The following is a 19,371-nucleotide window of genomic DNA, read 5'->3' as shown; positions in this document are numbered from 1 at the left end:
GTTCTAATCCTATTTTTTATTTTTCAGGCAACGCGAGTTGAAAACTAACGCCAAATTTATCTTGCACCCATGCGAATTCGCGGAATGGTGGCATTGCAGTTTTAGGCATCAATATAGCGCCTTCTTTCTTCAAACCATTAAATAGTCGTTCCATTTCCATGGCATTATCAACAGTTATATATAAAGAAATGGATGGATTCATCGGTAAATCTTCTCCATTATCAGCATCGATTGCCATAAATACTTGTCCATTCAACGTAAATATAGAATGTTGTACTGTTCCAGGAACGCCTGGTCCCTCTTCACCATACTTCACCATAGTTAAAATTTCACTGTTTTCAAATAGACTCGTATATAAATTTATAGCTTCTTCTGCTTGATTATTAAACATTAGAAATGTTGTTATTTTCGGTATTTCCACAATAATTCCCCTCTCTATATCTTTAATACTTATTTTAGACTAATTTTAATTATTTTGAAAAAATTTGAATATTTGATTCTTTTAATCTAAATTTTTGACTTATACTATTTTCAAGTTAAAATTAAACTAAAGTTCAATTGGAGGCTTTCTATTATGATGCATCTTATTATACCGATTTTATCTATGCTTATTGTCTTACTTATCGGATGGGTATTAATTAAAATTTTTATTCGCTAATTTATTGTTTTATATTTTCTTTTTATAAACAAAAACGTGGAATATATGACTACTTTTTAACTATTTATGAAAAAGTATTTGTCATATATACCACGTTTTTAATCTATTTTGCCTTTTTGTCTTAACGTTTCTTTAGCTTTTTTAAAGAAATCACTCGTATGCACAAATGAATCCATACTCACTTTTGACTGAGTTCCACTCATTTCTCTAATACTATTGTCAATCGACATTGTGTTATCCGGGGATTTAAAATCTTCTTCTCTATATAAGAATTCGTTAACATGTTTCATATTGTTATAGAAACGGTTGACCTCACTATCAGTCATCACAATCAATCCCCCTTTTGACATAGCATATTACAAGTTATCTCTCCATTCAACTAAAGTCTGTATATCATTCTCAGAAATTTTTCCTTCTTCACGAGCCACTTCAATTAACTCATTATAATTACTTAATGTATAAAATGGAACATTAATTTCATTAAACATGTCATCTGCTTTCTTTAAGCCATAAGTGAAAATGGCAACGACACCTAAAACATCAGCACCAGCTTCCTTTAAAGCTTCAACTGCTGTAATTGAAGATCCACCTGTAGAAATTAAATCTTCTACTACTACCACTTTCTTCCCTTTACTTACTGCTCCTTCAATTTGATTTTGTTTACCATGACTTTTACTTTTAGAACGAACATAATTCATAGGTAAATTTAACTTTTCAGAGATGTAAGCGGCATGAGGAATACCTGCTGTGGCTGTACCAGAAACAATATCTACGTCACCAAATTGTTCAATAATCATTTGACTTAAACCATCACGAATGGCACGTCGCACTTCAGGATAACCTAATGTTACGCGGTTATCACAGTAGATAGGAGATTTGATACCTGAACTCCACGTATATAAGTCATTCGGAGATAATGTTACTGCTTCAATATCTAACAAAGATTTTGCTATTTCTTTAGCCATATTAACCTAACCAACTTTCTTTAATAGTATGATAACTTTCCACAGGATTCTCGCTTTGGGTTATTGGTCGCCCAACTACGATATGTGTTGCCCCTAATTGTTTAGCATCTTCAGGTGTAGTAATACGTTTTTGATCATCTACAGCTGCACCTTGTGGTCTAATACCTGGTGTGACTTTTAAGAAATTAGAACCTAATTTGTTTGTTAGCAATTCTGCTTCAAGTGGAGAACAAACCACACCATCAAGACCAGCTTGTTGTGTTAAAGTAGCATAGTTTAACACTGCTTCTTCAATCGTCGTCTGAATGTTTTGTTCATTACGTAGCATTTCTTCTGTTGTAGATGTTAATTGCGTCACAGCAATGATCTTTGTATCATTACTATATTTGTGCAAACCCCTTACTGCAGCTTTCATCATATCTGTACCTCCAGCTGCATGCACATTAACTAAGTCTACATCTAACTTTCCTAAGCCTTCCATTGCTTTTTCAACCGTGTTTGGAATATCATGTAGCTTCAAATCTAAGAATATGTCATGGCCACGAGATTTAATCGATTTAATCAAATCGGGACCCGCTTGATAGAAAAGTTCCATTCCAATTTTCACGAAAAGTGGTTCATCAAATTGGTCCAAGAATGTATTAACTTTAGTTGCCGATTCGAAATCTAATGCTATGATAGGTAAATCTTTCATATTATAGCTCCTTTGAAAATGAACGACTTGGTCGCCATAATCAGTTTAAAAATATCCACTGACTTATAACGCCCTTGTCGTTCTCAAGTTGTAAATCTACATAGTTCTCATTGAAAATGTCATACTTTCAATTACATTTGTTAAAGCATTAGCCGTATCTAATGAAGTTAGACAAGGCACACCATTCTCAACTGTTGTACGACGAATTTGGAACCCGTCTCTTTCTACTTCTTTACCCTTAGTCATCGTATTAATGACAATTTGTACTTCGCCATTTTGTATACGTGTTAGTAAATCATCGTCGCCACCAATTTTGCCTACAACTTCAACTGGAATGTTGTCTTCTTTTAATTTTTCCGCAGTACCTTGAGTTGCTAAAATTTTATAGCCCACTTCATTTAAACGGTGTGCTATTTTAACAATTTCATCTTTATCTTTATCACTTACTGTCATAAGAACAGTACCGTGATCTTTAACTTCTACACCACTACCTGTTAATCCTTTGTAAAGTGCTTTTTCTAAAGTTAAATCTTTACCCATAACTTCACCGGTAGATTTCATTTCTGGTCCCAATGTCACATCAACATTTTTTAGTTTATTAAAACTAAATACTGGTGCTTTAACAAACACACCCTCTGAATAAGGTTGTACACCTTGTTTATAGCCTAAGTCTTTAAGACGGGTACCAATAATAGCTTGCATCGCTAGTTGTGCCATTTGAATATCGGTAATTTTACTTAAGAAAGGTACGGTACGACTTGCACGAGGGTTTACTTCTAATACGTAAACACCGTCATGTGCAATAACAAACTGAATATTAATTAGACCAACGATGTTCAACCCTTTTGCTAATTTGATAGTATAATCCTCTAGCGTATCGATATCTTCTTGACTTAACGTTTGAGGCGGATATACAGCTATTGAGTCACCACTATGCACACCAGCACGTTCTATATGTTCCATAATACCTGGAATGATAACTGTTTCTCCATCTGAAATTGCATCGACTTCTATCTCTTTACCTGTTAAGTATCTATCAACTAACACTGGGTGCTCAGGGCTAGCTTTAACAGCTTGCTCCATATAATTTTCTAATTCTGCATCGCTATTCACAATTTCCATTGCGCGACCACCGAGGACATAAGATGGTCTTACAACTACAGGATAACCAATTTCACGTGCATTCGTTAGTGCCTCACTTGGAGAAGTTGCAGTCTTACCTTTAGGTTGAGGTACATCAATCGTATGCAATAACGCTTCGAATTCTTTTCTATCCTCAGCACGATTTAAATCTTCTAAAGACGTACCTAATATTTTGACACCATGTTTAGCTAGTTTATCTGCTAAGTTAATTGCTGTTTGACCACCAAATTGAACTACAACACCTTTAGGTTGTTCTAAATTAATAATGTTCATCACATCTTCTTCAGTTAGCGGTTCAAAGTATAACTTATCTGAAATTGAAAAGTCAGTAGATACTGTTTCAGGGTTATTATTCACGATAATTGCCTCATATCCAGCATTTTGGATTGCCCATACAGCGTGTACAGTAGCATAGTCAAATTCTACCCCTTGTCCAATACGAATAGGACCTGAACCAAGCACTAAGATTTTCTCTTTATCAGTTACAATTGACTCATTTTCAGTTTCATATGTGCCATAGTAGTATGGCGTTGTTGATTCAAACTCTGCAGCACAAGTATCAACCATTTTGTATACTGGTTTAATATTATTATCTTGGCGTAATTGATATACTTCTGATTCTGTCATGTCGAACCGATGTGCTATTACTCTATCACTAAATCCATAATCTTTAGCATATTTAAGATATTCCAAATCTCCTGGGTGATTTTTTAATTCATGTTCAATATTAATGATATTTTGGAATTTATTTAAGAAGAAATAATCGATTTGCGTCATATTGTGTATTTCTTCAAGTGTTGTACCACGTCTAATTGCTTCACCTATAAAGAAGAGTCTTTCATCATCTTGATGACTGATGCGTTCCTTAATATAATCTAAGTCAAAACTCTCTCCATTTGGTAAACCTAAATGATGTACACCGTATTCAAGTGAACGTATCGCTTTTAATAAAGATTCTTCATATGTACGTCCTATAGCCATTACTTCACCAGTGGCTTTCATTTGAGTACCTAATTCACGTTCACCCTTTTCAAATTTATCAAATGGGAATCTTGGAATTTTGGAAATAACATAATCTAGTGTTGGTTCAAAGGCTGCATATGATGTGCCTGTAACTGGGTTTAGCATTTCATCCAATGTTAAGCCCACTGCAATCTTCGCAGCTAATTTCGCTATTGGATATCCAGTTGCTTTAGATGCAAGCGCTGATGAACGAGATACACGTGGATTCACTTCAATAATGTAGTAATTAAATGAATGTGGATCTAATGCAAGTTGAACATTACATCCTCCTTCAATACCTAATGCTCTAATTACTTTTAAAGATACATCACGTAACATTTGATATTCAACATCTGATAATGTTTGACTTGGCGCAACTACGATAGAGTCACCTGTATGAATACCTACAGGATCTATATTCTCCATATTACAAACCACAATAGCATTGTCATTTTTATCGCGCATTACTTCATACTCGATTTCTTTGAAACCAGCAATTGACTTTTCAATTAAGCATTGTGTAGCTGGGCTGTAATGCAATCCATTACTCACTACTTCTTTTAATTCTTCATCATTGTAGCATATGCCACCACCTGTACCGCCCATAGTAAATGCTGGACGAACGATGAGTGGATAACCTACTTCATCTTTGAATGCAAATGCTTGTTCAACAGTATTCACAATATCGCTTTCAGGAACAGGTACATTCAAATCATTCATTAATGATCTAAATAGCTCTCTATCTTCTGCTTGTTGAATTGACTTTAATTCTGTACCAAGTAATTTCACATTATTAGCCTCTAATACACCACTATCATGTAATTGAATAGCCATATTTAATCCTGTTTGACCACCTAAAGTTGGTAGCAATGCATCAGGTTGTTCTTTACGTATGATACGTGCAATAAAGTCGTGTGTTAACGGTTCGATATAAACTTTATCTGCAATTTCTTTATCCGTCATAATTGTTGCTGGATTAGAATTTACTAATATGACACGGTAGCCTTCTTCTTTTAAGGCAAGACACGCTTGTGTACCTGCGTAATCAAATTCTGCAGCTTGTCCGATGATAATTGGACCTGATCCAATCACTAGAATCGTTTGTATATCGTCACGTTTAGGCATTTGCTGTTTGCTCCTTTTCTTTAAATTCTTTCATCATAGTCATAAATTCATCGAATAAATAATTTGAGTCACTTGGACCTGGTCTTGCTTCAGGATGATATTGTACAGAGAATGCTGGCAAGCTTTTATGTCTTAATCCTTCAACAGTACCATCATTAAGTGCAATATGAGTTACTTCTAAGTCAGTATTTACCAATGAATTTTTATCGATAGCATAACCATGGTTTTGACTTGTAATATCAACTTTCCCACTACGTAAGTCTTTTACGGGATGATTAGCGCCACGATGACCGAATTTCATTTTAAATGATGTTGCACCTTGAGATAATGCAAATAATTGATGTCCTAAGCAAATTCCAAAGAATGGAATTTCACCTAAAATACCTTTAATCATTTCTATTGCAACCTCTACAACATCTGGATCACCAGGACCATTTGATAACATGACACCATCTGGTGACATGGCTAATATTTCTTCAGCAGTGGTGTTATATGGTACTACAGTTACGTTACAGCCACGCATATTTAATTCTCTGACAATATTTTGTTTTTTACCAAAGTCTAATAAGACTACACTCAAGTCTGAACCTGTTGAAACATAAGGTGTTTTAGTAGATACTGTTTCCACCTCATCGCGAGGTAATTCAGTACTTTTTAATGTGTTAATTAATGAATCAATGTCATCTCGGTTATCAGTAAACCCAGCTTTTAAAACACCGTGTTGTCTAATTTTACGTGTGATGCTACGTGTATCTACACCTGAAATGCCAGGTATCTTGTATTGAACAAGCACATCATGTAACGTCTTTTGGTTTCTAAAGTTACTAGGATGTGTGCTTGCTTCTTTCACTACTACACCATTCAAAGTTGGTGTTAGTGCCTCGAAGTCATCTCTATTGATACCGTAATTACCGATTAATGGGTATGTGAATGTAATGATTTGACCAGTATATGAAGGGTCTGATATCGTCTCTTGGTATCCAGTCATCGCTGTGTTAAATACGATTTCTCCCACAGATAAATCATTAGATCCTAATTGATACCCTTCATAATAAGTCCCATCCTCTAATACAAGATAACGTCGCTCAAGCATTTATTTATCCTCCTTAAATTTAACTTCGCCTTCTACCATTGTTAAAATTGGATTACCATAAACTTTGTAACCAATGAATGGTGTGTTGTCTGCTTTAGATAAGAAATCTTCACCTTTGATTTCACGTTCTTCATCTAAATTGATAATCGTTAAGTCAGCAAAGCAACCTTCTTCCAATTTGCCATAAGGTAAATCAAATGTTTGTGCTGGTTTAATTGTTAGGTAGTCAACTAATTGTTGTAATGACCAGTCACCATTTTTTACAAAATGCGTGTAAAGTAATGGGAAAGCTGTTTCACTTCCTACTATGCCAAATGGTGCTTTAGTCATTGGCTGTGCTTTCTCTTCTTTAGCATGTGGTGCATGGTCTGTTGCGATACAATCAATTGTGCCATCTAATAATCCTTCTAATAATGCGTCTCTATCTTCTTTACTTCTTAAAGGAGGATTCATTTTATAGATTGCATTATCCCCTGGAACATCATCTTCAGTTAACAGTAAATGATGTGGTGTAACTTCAGCCGTCACATGAATACCTGCTGCTTTAGCATCACGAATAGCTCTGACACTCTCTTTTGTCGATACGTGACATACATGATAATGACAGTTAGCTGCTTCAGCTAATAATACATCTCTTGCTATTTGTACCGCTTCACAAATATTTGGAATACCAGGTATACCAAGTTCTTCACTACGTTTACCTTGGTGCATAGCACCGCCATAAATTAAACTATTATCTTCACAATGTGCTACAACTGCTTTGTTGACCTTTGCAGCTTGTTGCATTGCTTCATACATCATTGCTGATTCCTGCACACCAACGCCGTCGTCAGTGAAAGCAAACGCACCTTGCTTTGCTAATGCATCAAAGTCAACATGTTCTTTTCCAGCTTGACGCACAGTTATTGAAGCATATGGTAATACACGGACTTGCGCATTATCTTGTATTAATTGTTGTAATCGATCCATATGTTCAACTGAGTCTGGTACTGGACGTGTATTAGGCATTGGACATACAGTTGTGAATCCTCCACGTGCTGCAGCTTTTGTACCTGTTTCAATTGTCTCCTTATGTTCCCCACCAGGCTCACGTAAATGAACATGAACATCGATTAAACCTGGTGCTACAAAATGACCTTGTGCATCAATTACTTCAACATTTTCATCTACTTCAATGTTATTGTTAATTTCTTTGATGTGCTGACCATCTATTAAAATGGATGCTTGTTTAAGTTCACCGTTATCTAAAATTTGAGCATTTTTAATTAATTTCAATGTTTACGCCTCTTTTCCTGATAATAGTTTATTGATTACTGACATTCTTAAATACATGCCATTAGTCATTTGTTTAAAAATTCGTGCCTTTGGTGCTTCAACTAATTCACTATCGATTTCTACTCCTCTGTTAACTGGTGCAGGGTGCATTACGATTGCTTTATCTTTTAACTTATTGTATCTATCCATTGTCAAACCATATTGTTCATGGTAATCATTTGCCTCGAAATTAGCTTCTCCAGTAATACCATGACGTTCATGTTGAACACGTAACAACATAACAATATCTACTTGGTCGATGACATCATCAATTTGAACATATGGTGCATCTAATGAGTCGTCCACCCATTCATCTGGACTTGAGAACATTACATTTGCGCCTAATGAAGTTAGACTTATGAAATTACTTCGCGCTACACGTGAATTTTTAATATCACCACATATTAAAATGTTTAATCCTTCAAATGAACCATATTCCTCATAGATTGTCATAATATCTAACAGACTTTGTGTAGGATGTTGACCACTACCATCTCCAGCATTAGCAATCGGAATATTAAGATTTTCTAATTCTTCATAGTATGCATTTTGAGAATGTCTGATTACTAGTAAATCAACACCTATACTTTCAAGTGTTTTACATGTATCATACAGTGATTCGCCTTTTTGTACTGATGAAGTACTTGTTTCAAAATTAACTTCTTTAAGTCCTAATTTTTGTTCTGCTACTTCAAAGCTACACTTTGTTCGAGTTGAATTTTCGAAGAATAAATTAGAAACAAACTTCCCTTCGAATTGTGGTAATGTTTGCTTTCCTGATTTGTAATCACAAGCTGTTTGAATTAAATCGTAAATGTCCTCGTTAGATAAATGTTCCATAGATAATAAGTTATTCATAAAGCGCCTCCTGATAAATAATCCTTGTTAAATTAGTTTTTTGAATCCTGTTTTTCTTTTGGCAAAATTAAATTTAAGATAATACCTGAAAGTGCTGCTAGTGCCATACCTTCGATTTGAAGGTTTACACCTAAACCTTTTAAATTGATGAGTAAGTTACCTATACCTACTACTAAGATGACTGATGCGATTACTAGGTTGCGGTTGCTTGCAAAATCAATGTTACTTTCAACTAACATTCTTAGTCCACTTGCTGCTATAATACCGAACAATAGGATGGACACGCCGCCCATTACCGGTGTCGGTATTGAAGAAATCAACGCTGAGAACTTACCAATAAATGATAAGACAATCGCTATAACCGCTGCACCGCCAATAACATAGATACTGTAAATCTTTGTTATTGCTAGTACACCGATGTTTTCGCCGTATGTTGTGCTTGGTGGACCACCAATAATACTAGCGAACATTGTTGAAACACCATCTCCGATTATTGAGCGATGTAAACCTGGATCCTCGAAGAAGTTTCTACCTACGATTTTGTTGATAACCATTTGGTGACCGATATGCTCACTTACGGTTACGAAAACGATTGGTAACATAACGAGTATTAAACCAAGGTGTATCGATGGCACATAATCTTTGAATGGTAAATAGATATGTGGAAAATCAATCCAGTTTGCTTTAGCAATATTCGAAAAGTTAACTAATCCCATAAATATTGAAACAATATAGCCAACAATGATACCAATAAGTACCGGTATAAGTGATAAGAAACCTTTGAAGAACCCTTGCACAATTATTGTTACAAGTAATGTAATAAGCGCGACAACCAGATAGCTTAAATTGTACCCTTTCATATCTCCTGAGTTCTCGTACATTGCCATATTAACTGCTGTTGGTGCTAAACTTAATCCAATTACCATGATTACTGGTCCTACTACTACCGGTGGAAGTATATGCATTAACCATCCTGTACCACTGATTTTGATTAGGATACCGATGATGACATACATTACGCCACTAGCGAATAGTGCTACTAACATGTCTCCTAAGCTATGTGTGCTTAATCCAGTAATAATTGGTGTGATAAATGCGAAACTTGATCCTAAATATGCTGGAATCTTTGCCTTAGTAATTAATATATAAAGCAATGTTCCTATCCCAGATGCAAGTAAAGCAGCTGATATTGGCAAGCCAGTTAGGAATGGCACTAATACTGTAGAACCAAACATTGCAAATAAATGTTGCAAACTCAGTAGCGCCCATTGTGTTGGTTTAGGTTTGTCTTGTACGTCTAACACCGGTTTGACGGTGCGTTCAAACATTTGTTCATTTTCCATCTTTTTTCTTCCTTTCATAAAAAAAGTCTCTTTACATTTAAATGTAAAGAGACTAAAAAATCGTAGTAAACATACAGATAAGCACTCATACTTATCGTTATCCGTATCTACGTGACAAAGCATTCAATAATAGTGAGATGGTTATTAGTACTTACTATTCTATCATCGTAACCTACACTCACTTTTGAATACTTTACCTTTTTCAGTCTCTCGTACTGATTTAAAAGGTCTTTATTCAATTATTACTGCATTCTGTGAATCTTTTTCGTTTAAATACACTAAAACAGATTCTTCTTTAGAAGTTGGTATGTTTTTCCCTACAAAATCTGCTCTTATTGGTAATTCTCGATGTCCTCGATCTACAAGTGCGGCTAAGCCAATTTTAATCGGTCGAGAATGAAGCAGAATTGCATCTAATGAAGCTCTAACAGTTCTTCCTGTATAAAGTACATCATCAATGATGACGACTACCTTATCGTTAATATCAGCATCAATTTCTATTGCATCTTGAGTAATTTGCTTGTTAGCAATTTCAATATCATCTCGAAAATGTGTAATGTCAATTGTACCTGTTGGAACTGTTTTTTGTTCAATTTGATTGATTTTGTCTTGTATACGTCTTGCTAAAAATTCGCCTCTCGTTTTAATTCCGAGTAACACAAGATTTTCTGTACCTTTGTTATATTCAAGAATTTCATGTGCCATACGCGTTACAGTACGTTGTATTGCAGCTTCATCCATGATGATTCGCTCAGACATTATCTCACCTCTTAAAATTAAAAACCCTCATGCCTTTTTCAAAGACATGAGGGCAAATTTATATACGCACATGTAACGTTATACATTACATGATAAAGCCATTCTAATAAAATAATTCATATATTTCGCTGAATTATTGTAAGAAAGTATATAGAATTATACTCATTGTCTTTGAAGCCTCTCTGGACTCTCTTTTAAAGACACCGATTTCTTTTTTGAACTGTTACTAGCTTAAAACTTTTTGAGCTATAAGTCAATGCAATTTTTAAAATTATCAATTGTAAATAAATAATACTTTTACTGCAGTTAATCGAATTTGAGAAATACTAAAAAATTAGTCTAACTTTTCGAAAAATACATTTTAAAGAATCATTGATTAAATGTGAAATTAGAAAAAATACCCACAAAGCGTTGAAACTTTGCGGGCTACCAAACTATTCTCTTCTTATGCATCTCTTAAGCGAATATCTTCTAAAAGTGTTTCAAATTCTTTAGGCAGTTCTGCTTGACGTTCAATGTATTCATGAGTAACAGGGTGTTCAAATCCTATAACACCTGCATGTAATGCTTGTCCACCAATATCAAGTGTTTTTCGTGGACCATACTTTGGATCTCCTACAAGTGGGAAACCAATATATTTCATATGAACACGAATTTGGTGCGTACGCCCTGTCTCTAATTGACATTCAATTAATGTGTAATCATTAAAATGTTCTAAAACATTAAAGTGTGTAACCGCTTCTTTACCGTTATCAACGACATCCATTGATTGTCGATCTTTCTCGTTACGTCCGATAGGCGCATCAATCGTGCCATAATCATGTGGAATATTTCCATGTACTAAAGCGGTATATTTTCTTTTAACGGATTTATCCATTAATTGTTCCACTAACCCTCTATGAGCAATATCATTTTTGGCAACCATTAATAACCCTGAAGTATCTTTATCAATACGATGAACTATACCTGGGCGAATTTCACCATTAATTCCAGATAAATCTTTAATTTGGTACATTAAGCCATTAACTAATGTACCAGAATAATGACCTGGTGATGGATGTACTACCATGCCTTTAGATTTATAAACTATCGCTACATCTTCATCTTCATAATAGATATCTAAATTTAGGTTCTCTGGCTGAATATCGGCTTCGACAACTTCCTTCTCTGTAACGATAATAAGATCATTTAATTTAACTTTGTAATTAGACTTAATCACTTTTTCGTTAACTGTAACTAAATCTTCTTTAATCAAATCTTGAATTTGACTTCTAGACCATTCATTATTGAATTCAGGTAATAATTTATCAATACGCTGTCCAACAAGTTCTTGGTTTTCAATTTTAAATTCATGTGTTTTCAAATTATAGCCTCCTATTCTTTTGAATTCGCATCTTTAAGTAAGGCAATGATTATGAACAATACACCTATTGTTAAACTTGAATCCGCAACATTAAATATTGGGAAATCATATCCAAAAATATTAGTATCAACAAAATCAACTACTTCACCATTAACTAATCGATCAATAAAGTTACCTAATGCACCTGCAAATAGTAAACTTATTGCAACTTGCATAAATAGATTATACTTTGCTTCTTTAATATAAAATAGTACAAGTACGATGAGAATAACTATCGTAATAATATAAAAGAATCCCATTTTACCACTAAGAATTCCCCATGCCGCACCATTGTTTCTATGTGATGTTATATTTAAAAAATTAGGAATAACTTCATATGAATCACCAATATTCATTGTTGTAGCAATAATCCGTTTTGTGACTTGGTCAATAATTAATATAGCGATTGCTACTATTAAAGATATGGTTATATAATATTTCTTTTTCATTCACGTGCCTCCATTCACACACTACACTTTGACAACACTCTACATTATAGCTTACTCCTCTATATAAAAAAAGCTACAGTTACAAATAGATGATGATATTAGTAACTGTAGTTCATTATGCATTTTCACTTTGATTTTTCTTAGGATGAATATAATTAAATTCATCTACTTGGTATTCGTAAACTGTGCGCTTAGTAACTTCATATGGTTTACGATAATTCATATCAAAAACGGTTAACGAGCCATCATGATTAACTTTGTCTACATATGCAACATGACCATGTTGACCTTTTGGATATTGAAGGATTGAACCAACACTTGGATTATCATTAACTTTATATCCTTCTTTGCTTGCTTCATTAGCCCAATATTTGGCATCTCCCCATCTATTACTAATCATATTGCCATCTTGTCTAATTCTATCAAACACATAATACGTACATTGGCCTTTAGCATATAAGTTTAATTTCATTGGGTTCTTTTCCCAAAAATGAATTGTCGGTTGCGTCATATCTTGATTATCAATTCCATCATATATCGCTCCACCAGTGAAAAGTGCACTTCCTAAAACCATTATAAGTATAAATTTCTTCATTAAATCACACTACTTCTATAAAATTAAATCTAAAATAAAGCCCATCTGGACCTTTAACATCAATATGCGGTGTTTCGGGATAATAATAATCAATTAAAGCAAGACCATATGTTACGTTATTCATCACACGTTTAGTACTTGATAACCATTGATTAACAGCCAAATGATGATAGTATTGATTTGAAGACATATAGAGTGAAAACTTATCTAAATACGCAGATGGTTCAAGTCCAAAATATCTTAAATAATAAGATTCAACCTCTGACATACGTATCGTTTTAAGTGATAAATTTCCTATTTTAGTGCCTTTAGGAATCCCTTGCCAAGTTTGATCTGATACATTTGTTAGTAAACGTGGAACATTGATTGCTTCAATATCTAACTTTACATTTTCATTATCGTAGCCCCAGTAATCCATATCATGGTCGACATAAAACTTGTACGCATTCCCCTCTGGATCTTCAAAAAAGAGGGACGTACAAACACTTTGTTCTCCACCATTTACCGGAATTTCAAAGTCTGTCATTTGTACAAGTAAATCGGCTAAATCTGTAATATTAGGAAGCATTATACCTACATAAAATAATCCTGCTTCAGATAAAAGTGGTTCCCTACCATTTATAACTTCATTTAATGTTAAAAAATGATTTGACTGACCTATCTCGTACTGAACAGAATGATTTGTTTCTGTAATAACTTCAAATCCCAATATAGTTTCATAAAATGGTCTTAAGTCTGCTAAATTTCTAACATTTAAAGTTATACCATTTACAAAATGTGAATGTTTTGAATGAAACATTATGGCCTCCTAATACTGCATGACTAAATATAACTTACTTCTTTTACTGGATGAAAAATACAATTCAATGAAAATAATACCTACTATTTTATCTTAAAATATATAAAATTTTATCAGTCTTTGTATGTATATTGCAATTTATTAACTTCTAAAGTAGTGTCTTAGAAATTGGGTTCATTATTTCACTTAAGTCGAGATGCTTGCTTAAAAGTTTCACAACTATGTTTTGTTATTTATTTAAGAACGCCTTACACAAGTGCAGTTGCACTTAAGTTTAATAAAGCTATACATCTTAATTCAATCATAAAAAAGAAAAGGCAATTTCTATAATAATTCATAGAAATTGTCTTTTCTCACTAATTATGAAGTTATTAGTCGTATATTATATTTAGCTTAAAATTAATACTAATTTTTCGTCATTTAGGCTTTAATCAAATGATAAATTTTTGATCCAACATATGCACCTATAACTGCTCCTGCAGTCATCGCGATTGTACTAAACAATTGATCACTTTGTGTTGTCGCCTCTTTATCTTTATCTGCAAGATTATTCATATGATTAACAAATAATTCCATTACAGATTTATGGATATTAGCCTGTGTAAACTTATAAACAGACCAAGGTAACGTCGGTTCATATTCTTGTAGTGCAATAATAGCTTCATTTGAATCCAAGATGCGTCTAAATTCAAATCTAGCATTACCACCATTATTAGATAATGCTAAATTACCACCTACGATTTTATAAACAATCATATCTTTAGAAGAATCTTGCATATCACGTTCCATTTTTAAAATAAATTGATTAGTAAATGGCAAACTAATATTAAATTCATTTTCATTTATAGTTCCATTAATTAAATGTAACGTAATATTATTTATAAACTTCGCATATGTTTTTGAGACATCTTCCATTGAATAATTTTCTGGAATTCTAAAGCGTGATATTGCTCTAACATCTTTAATTTGTTCTTTACTATTAGAACTAGATGATTTTTTTGATTTGTTTTGATTTTCATTCATTTCATTTTCTTCATCTAGCGCTTGTTGCACACTTTCTTCATACGTCATCTCTCCAATAGAAATATCAGGATGCGTGCGCTCTGGTTGCGGAATCATATCATGAACTAAACTATTCATAAGTGGGTAGACCATTTCTTTAGGTACTTGTGAAATGAGTTGTACCCAATATCTACTTACCCAAATAGGTATAATTGGTAAATCAACGATTGGTAATCGCTTATTTAGCACTAATGCTGTACGTTGTATTAATTCTTTATAATTCATAATTTCGGGTCCTGTAATGTCAAAAGCCTCATTATGTTGTGGTGTTCGCTCTACTAATAATGCCAGTTTATTAATTACATCATTAATTGAAACTGGTGCTATCATATTGTATGCCCAACTAGGTAATACCATACCAGGCAATCGTTCAACTAAACGTTTTAAAATAGGATAAGAACTTCCCTTAGCCCCAATAATTAATCCAGCTCTTAATGTACTTACAGGTATACCATAAGAACCTAGAATTTTTTCACATTCCAAACGACTACGTAAATGAGCAGATAGTTTATCTTCATTTGGAATTAAACCACTCATAAATACAATATGTTTAACGCCTTGTTTCTTTGCAGCTCTCGCAAAATTATCTGCTAATAAAGCATCCATATCTTCAAAGTTTGCTTGCGTTAACTTGGCGTTTGGCATCATAGAATGGACAAGGTAAATTGCAGTATCTACTCCTTCCATTACTTCTGTTATTTCATCTAAATCAAATAAATCAGCAGCTTTCCAAGTAACATTCTCTTCATTTTCTTTGTTACTAGTATTTCTTGAAATTGCAATAATATCATGATGCATTTTTAATTGATCTTTTAAATGTCCTCCAATATAACCAGATGCACCTGTTAATAAGATTTTACTCATGATTTCACCCCTAATTATTAAATAGTCGAATAATCTTGATTTAATTAATATATCTATTTAAATAGCCTTTTATTAAAAAGTGAAACATTGCATATCGTCATTATTTTTACTTATAAATTATAAATGTAAATACAAAAAGGGAGTCGGACTGAATTCTTCTCAAATTCGTTGTCCAACTCCCAACTTGCTTTGCTTGTAGAATTTCTTTATGAAATTTTCTTTGTTAGGGCCCGCCCACAAGGATGACTAGAACTAAGAAAAGCTTGATTTAAGCGTTTTATCAGTTCAGTCAGCTACAATAAATTGCAAAATAGGATTATTATATTATTTATGTCCCATGTGTTTTCAATAATATATTTATTAAACTAAAGTTTTAACTACTTCTTGGCATCTTGGACATAAGTGTTCTAATTCACCTACTGAACCTAATTCTTCAGTATAGTTCCAACATCTTTCACATTTTTCACCTACTGCATGGTCAATTCTAATATCACCATGTTGATAAGCCTCTGCATTGTCTACAGAATCTGAAACTTCAACTTGTGAAACAATGAATAATTGTTGTAAATCTTCAAATTGTTGTAAGAACTCTGCAGCTTTAAAGTTGTCGTTATTACCAATTACAACTTTAGCTTCAAGAGACTTACCAATAACTTTATTATTACGTGCAACTTCTAACGCACGGTTTACATCATCACGTAATGCCATGAATTGATTCCATTTGTCAAGCAATGCTTGATCAACTTCAACTACCTTAGGCATGTAAGCTAAATGAACACTTTCTTCTTTTACATGTGGTGTGTGTGTCCAAACTTCTTCAGCTGTGTGAACTAAAATAGGTGCTAATAATTTAGTCATATCAACTAAGATTTGGTATAGAACAGTTTGCATACTACGACGTTTATGCGCGTTTTTCTCTTCAATATAAAGAATATCTTTACCGTAATCTAAGTAGAAATTACTCAATTCAACATTAATAAAGTTTTGTACTTCTTGATAAATATTTAAATAATCAAAGTTATCATAATGTTCAATTGTGCTAGCAGTAAACTCACGTAAACGATTTAGTAAATAACGATCGACTTCAAGTAATTCTGCTTCAGGAATTGCATCAGTATCAGGATTAAAATCATTAATATTACCAACCATAAATCTTAAAGTATTTCTAATTTTACGATAAACATCAGAAGTTTGTTTTAAGATTTCATCCGAAATACGAACGTCTGCTAAATAATCAGTACTGCTTACCCATAAACGTGCAATGTCAGCACCTTTTTGTTTTACAACTTGGTCAGGAACAATAACATTACCTAGTGATTTACTCATTTTCTTACCTTCTCCGTCCATTACAAAGCCGTGTGATAATAAGAATTTATAAGGTGCTTGACCTCTAGTTGCTACAGCAGTTGTAATTGAAGAGTTAAACCAACCACGATATTGGTCACTACCTTCAAAGTATAGATCAGCTGGGAAACTTAATTCTGGACGATTTTCTAATACACCACGATGTGATGAACCAGAGTCAAACCAAACATCCATAATGTCCATTTCTTTTGTGAAAGTACCATTTGGACTACCAGGGTGTGTAAAGCCTTCAGGTAATAAGTCTTTTGCTTCTTTTTCAAACCAAATATTTGAACCATGCTCTTCAAATAAATCAGCTACGTGGTTAACTGTTTCTTTCGTCATAATGATATCGCCATTCTCGGCATAGAATACAGGTAATGGAACTCCCCATACACGTTGACGAGAAATAACCCATTCTCCACGATCACGGATCATATTGTAAATACGTGTTTTACCCCAATCAACTTTGAAATCTGTTTCTTCAATAGCATCTAAAATATCTTGTCTTACTTTATTAATTGAGGCAAACCATTGTGGTGTAGCACGGAAAATAACTGGTTTCTTAGTACGCCAATCATGAGGGTAACTATGTGTAATAAAGTTTAGTTTTAATAAAGCGTCTTTTTCAGTTAATAAATCAGTAACTGCTTTGTTAGCTTTATCATAAAACATACCTTCAAATTGTCCACCTTCTTCAGTAAACACACCTTTATCATCTAAAGGACTAATAACTGGTAAATCATATTTTTGACCAACGATATAGTCATCTTCACCATGACCAGGAGCGGTATGAACACAACCTGTACCAGCATCAATTGTAACATGATTACCATTAATTACAAGTGAGATTCTATCTAAGAAAGGATGTTGCGCTTCAACATACTCTAACTCTTTACCTGTAAATTCTTTTTCTAATTGAATGGCATCTTTATCCCATTCTAAAGCTTCTGCTACATCTTCAGATAATGCTTGTGCAATAATATATTTCTTGCCATTCACATTATATTGACCATATTTTAAATCAGGATGAACTGTAATCGCTACGTTAGATGGAATAGTCCATGGAGTAGTTGTCCAAATAATGAATTGAGCATCCTCATCTACTACACCTTTAGTATCTTTCACGTCAAATGCTACATAGATAGATGCAGAACGTTTATCATGATATTCAATTTCAGCTTCAGCTAAAGATGATTCACTTGACGGTGACCAATAAACTGGTTTCTTACCTTTATAAATTAATCCTTTATCCGCCATCTCACCAAATAAACGAATTTGAGCAGCTTCATATTCAGGTTTAAGCGTGATATAAGGATCATTAAAGTCTCCTCGTACACCAAGGCGTTTGAAATCTTTCTTTTGTAATTCAATTTGTTCTAACGCAAATTCCTTACATTTTTCTCTAAATTCAGCAATTGACATTTTTTTGCGATCTACGCCCTTTTTAGTCAAAGCTTGTTCAATTGGTAAGCCATGTGTATCCCAACCTGGAACGTATGGTGCGTAAAAACCTTGCATCGTTTTATAACGTACAATAATATCCTTAATGATTTTGTTTAACGCATGCCCCATATGCAAATTACCATTCGCATACGGTGGTCCATCATGTAAGATGTAAGATTGGTTACCTTTATTTTTTTCTAATGCTTTTTGGTATTGATTGTTAGCTTCCCATTGTTCTTGGATTTGCGGTTCTTTATTTGGCAATCCACCTCGCATAGGAAAGTCAGTCTTTGGCATTAATAAAGTATCTTTATAGTTCATAATTGATTTCACTCCTTAAATGTAAAAAGAACTCTAAGTTCAATTAAAAAGGGACGGAATTACCGCGGTACCACCCTTGTTAACTCAACTTAGAGTTCTCTCATATATAATATTACTTTGTAAAAATCAGTGATA

The 19,371-nt window shown here is 33.6% G+C and carries 16 protein-coding genes; all 16 read right to left on the bottom strand.

Going from position 1 to position 19,371, the window contains the following annotated elements; translation table 11 throughout:
• Positions 1–16: 16 nt before the first annotated feature.
• The 16 genes from F1592_RS04930 to ileS all read right to left on the bottom strand — a co-directional run bounded on the left by F1592_RS04930 (position 17) and on the right by ileS (position 19,236).
• Complete coding sequence (locus tag F1592_RS04930; protein WP_011275992.1) at positions 17–421, bottom strand: VOC family protein; 405 nt, start codon at positions 419–421, stop codon at positions 17–19.
• A gap of 335 nt (positions 422–756) precedes the next feature.
• A complete protein-coding gene (locus F1592_RS04925) occupies positions 757–984 on the bottom strand; it encodes a hypothetical protein (RefSeq protein WP_223197215.1) in 228 nt (75 codons plus the stop codon).
• 30 nt (positions 985–1,014) lie between these two features.
• The gene (gene pyrE, locus F1592_RS04920; protein ID WP_037536306.1) at positions 1,015–1,623 is read right to left on the bottom strand and encodes an orotate phosphoribosyltransferase; all 609 of its coding nucleotides are present in this window, start codon (positions 1,621–1,623) and stop codon (positions 1,015–1,017) included.
• 1 nt (position 1,624) lies between these two features.
• Positions 1,625–2,317 (bottom strand): orotidine-5'-phosphate decarboxylase, encoded by a 693-nt coding sequence (gene pyrF / locus F1592_RS04915; RefSeq protein WP_011275995.1) that lies wholly within the window; start codon positions 2,315–2,317, stop codon positions 1,625–1,627.
• 96 nt (positions 2,318–2,413) lie between these two features.
• Positions 2,414–5,587 carry a carbamoyl-phosphate synthase large subunit gene (gene carB / locus F1592_RS04910; RefSeq protein WP_053017057.1) on the bottom strand — a complete coding sequence of 1,058 codons (3,174 nt, stop codon included), beginning with the start codon at positions 5,585–5,587 and terminating at the stop codon, positions 2,414–2,416.
• Positions 5,580–6,680: a carbamoyl phosphate synthase small subunit gene (locus tag F1592_RS04905; RefSeq protein WP_053017056.1), complete on the bottom strand. Its 1,101-nt coding sequence runs from the start codon at positions 6,678–6,680 to the stop codon at positions 5,580–5,582. The genes carB and F1592_RS04905 overlap by 8 nt, the downstream gene beginning before the upstream one ends.
• Entirely contained in the window at positions 6,681–7,955 is a 1,275-nt protein-coding gene (locus F1592_RS04900; RefSeq protein ID WP_037536299.1) for a dihydroorotase, read from the bottom strand.
• A gap of 3 nt (positions 7,956–7,958) precedes the next feature.
• Positions 7,959–8,852 carry an aspartate carbamoyltransferase catalytic subunit gene (locus F1592_RS04895; protein WP_037536297.1) on the bottom strand — a complete coding sequence of 298 codons (894 nt, stop codon included), beginning with the start codon at positions 8,850–8,852 and terminating at the stop codon, positions 7,959–7,961.
• 32 nt (positions 8,853–8,884) lie between these two features.
• Positions 8,885–10,195 carry a uracil-xanthine permease family protein gene (locus tag F1592_RS04890; RefSeq protein WP_037536294.1) on the bottom strand — a complete coding sequence of 437 codons (1,311 nt, stop codon included), beginning with the start codon at positions 10,193–10,195 and terminating at the stop codon, positions 8,885–8,887.
• A gap of 231 nt (positions 10,196–10,426) precedes the next feature.
• A complete protein-coding gene (pyrR, locus tag F1592_RS04885) occupies positions 10,427–10,954 on the bottom strand; it encodes a bifunctional pyr operon transcriptional regulator/uracil phosphoribosyltransferase PyrR (protein WP_053017055.1) in 528 nt (175 codons plus the stop codon).
• Positions 10,955–11,399: 445 nt separating this feature from the next.
• A complete protein-coding gene (locus tag F1592_RS04880; RefSeq protein WP_149809538.1) occupies positions 11,400–12,317 on the bottom strand; it encodes an RluA family pseudouridine synthase in 918 nt (305 codons plus the stop codon).
• Between the two features lie 11 nt (positions 12,318–12,328).
• Positions 12,329–12,805 carry a signal peptidase II gene (gene lspA / locus F1592_RS04875; protein WP_011276003.1) on the bottom strand — a complete coding sequence of 159 codons (477 nt, stop codon included), beginning with the start codon at positions 12,803–12,805 and terminating at the stop codon, positions 12,329–12,331.
• A gap of 115 nt (positions 12,806–12,920) precedes the next feature.
• Positions 12,921–13,400 (bottom strand): CHAP domain-containing protein, encoded by a 480-nt coding sequence (locus F1592_RS04870; protein WP_011276004.1) that lies wholly within the window; start codon positions 13,398–13,400, stop codon positions 12,921–12,923.
• Between the two features lie 4 nt (positions 13,401–13,404).
• Positions 13,405–14,199, bottom strand: a complete 795-nt coding sequence (locus F1592_RS04865) for a VOC family protein (protein ID WP_053017054.1) — start codon at positions 14,197–14,199, stop codon at positions 13,405–13,407.
• A 420-nt stretch (positions 14,200–14,619) separates the two neighbouring features.
• On the bottom strand, positions 14,620–16,125 hold the full coding sequence (locus tag F1592_RS04860; RefSeq protein ID WP_149809537.1) for an NAD(P)H-binding protein: 1,506 nt from the start codon (positions 16,123–16,125) through the stop codon (positions 14,620–14,622).
• A gap of 360 nt (positions 16,126–16,485) precedes the next feature.
• A complete protein-coding gene (gene ileS / locus F1592_RS04855) occupies positions 16,486–19,236 on the bottom strand; it encodes an isoleucine--tRNA ligase (protein WP_149809536.1) in 2,751 nt (916 codons plus the stop codon).
• Positions 19,237–19,371 lie beyond the last annotated feature (135 nt).

Origin of the sequence: Staphylococcus sp. GDX7P312P (assembly GCF_008385775.1) — a bacterium.
GTDB classification, from domain to species: Bacteria; Bacillota; Bacilli; order Staphylococcales; family Staphylococcaceae; genus Staphylococcus; species Staphylococcus haemolyticus.
This window is presented reverse-complemented; position numbering and strand designations above follow the sequence as displayed.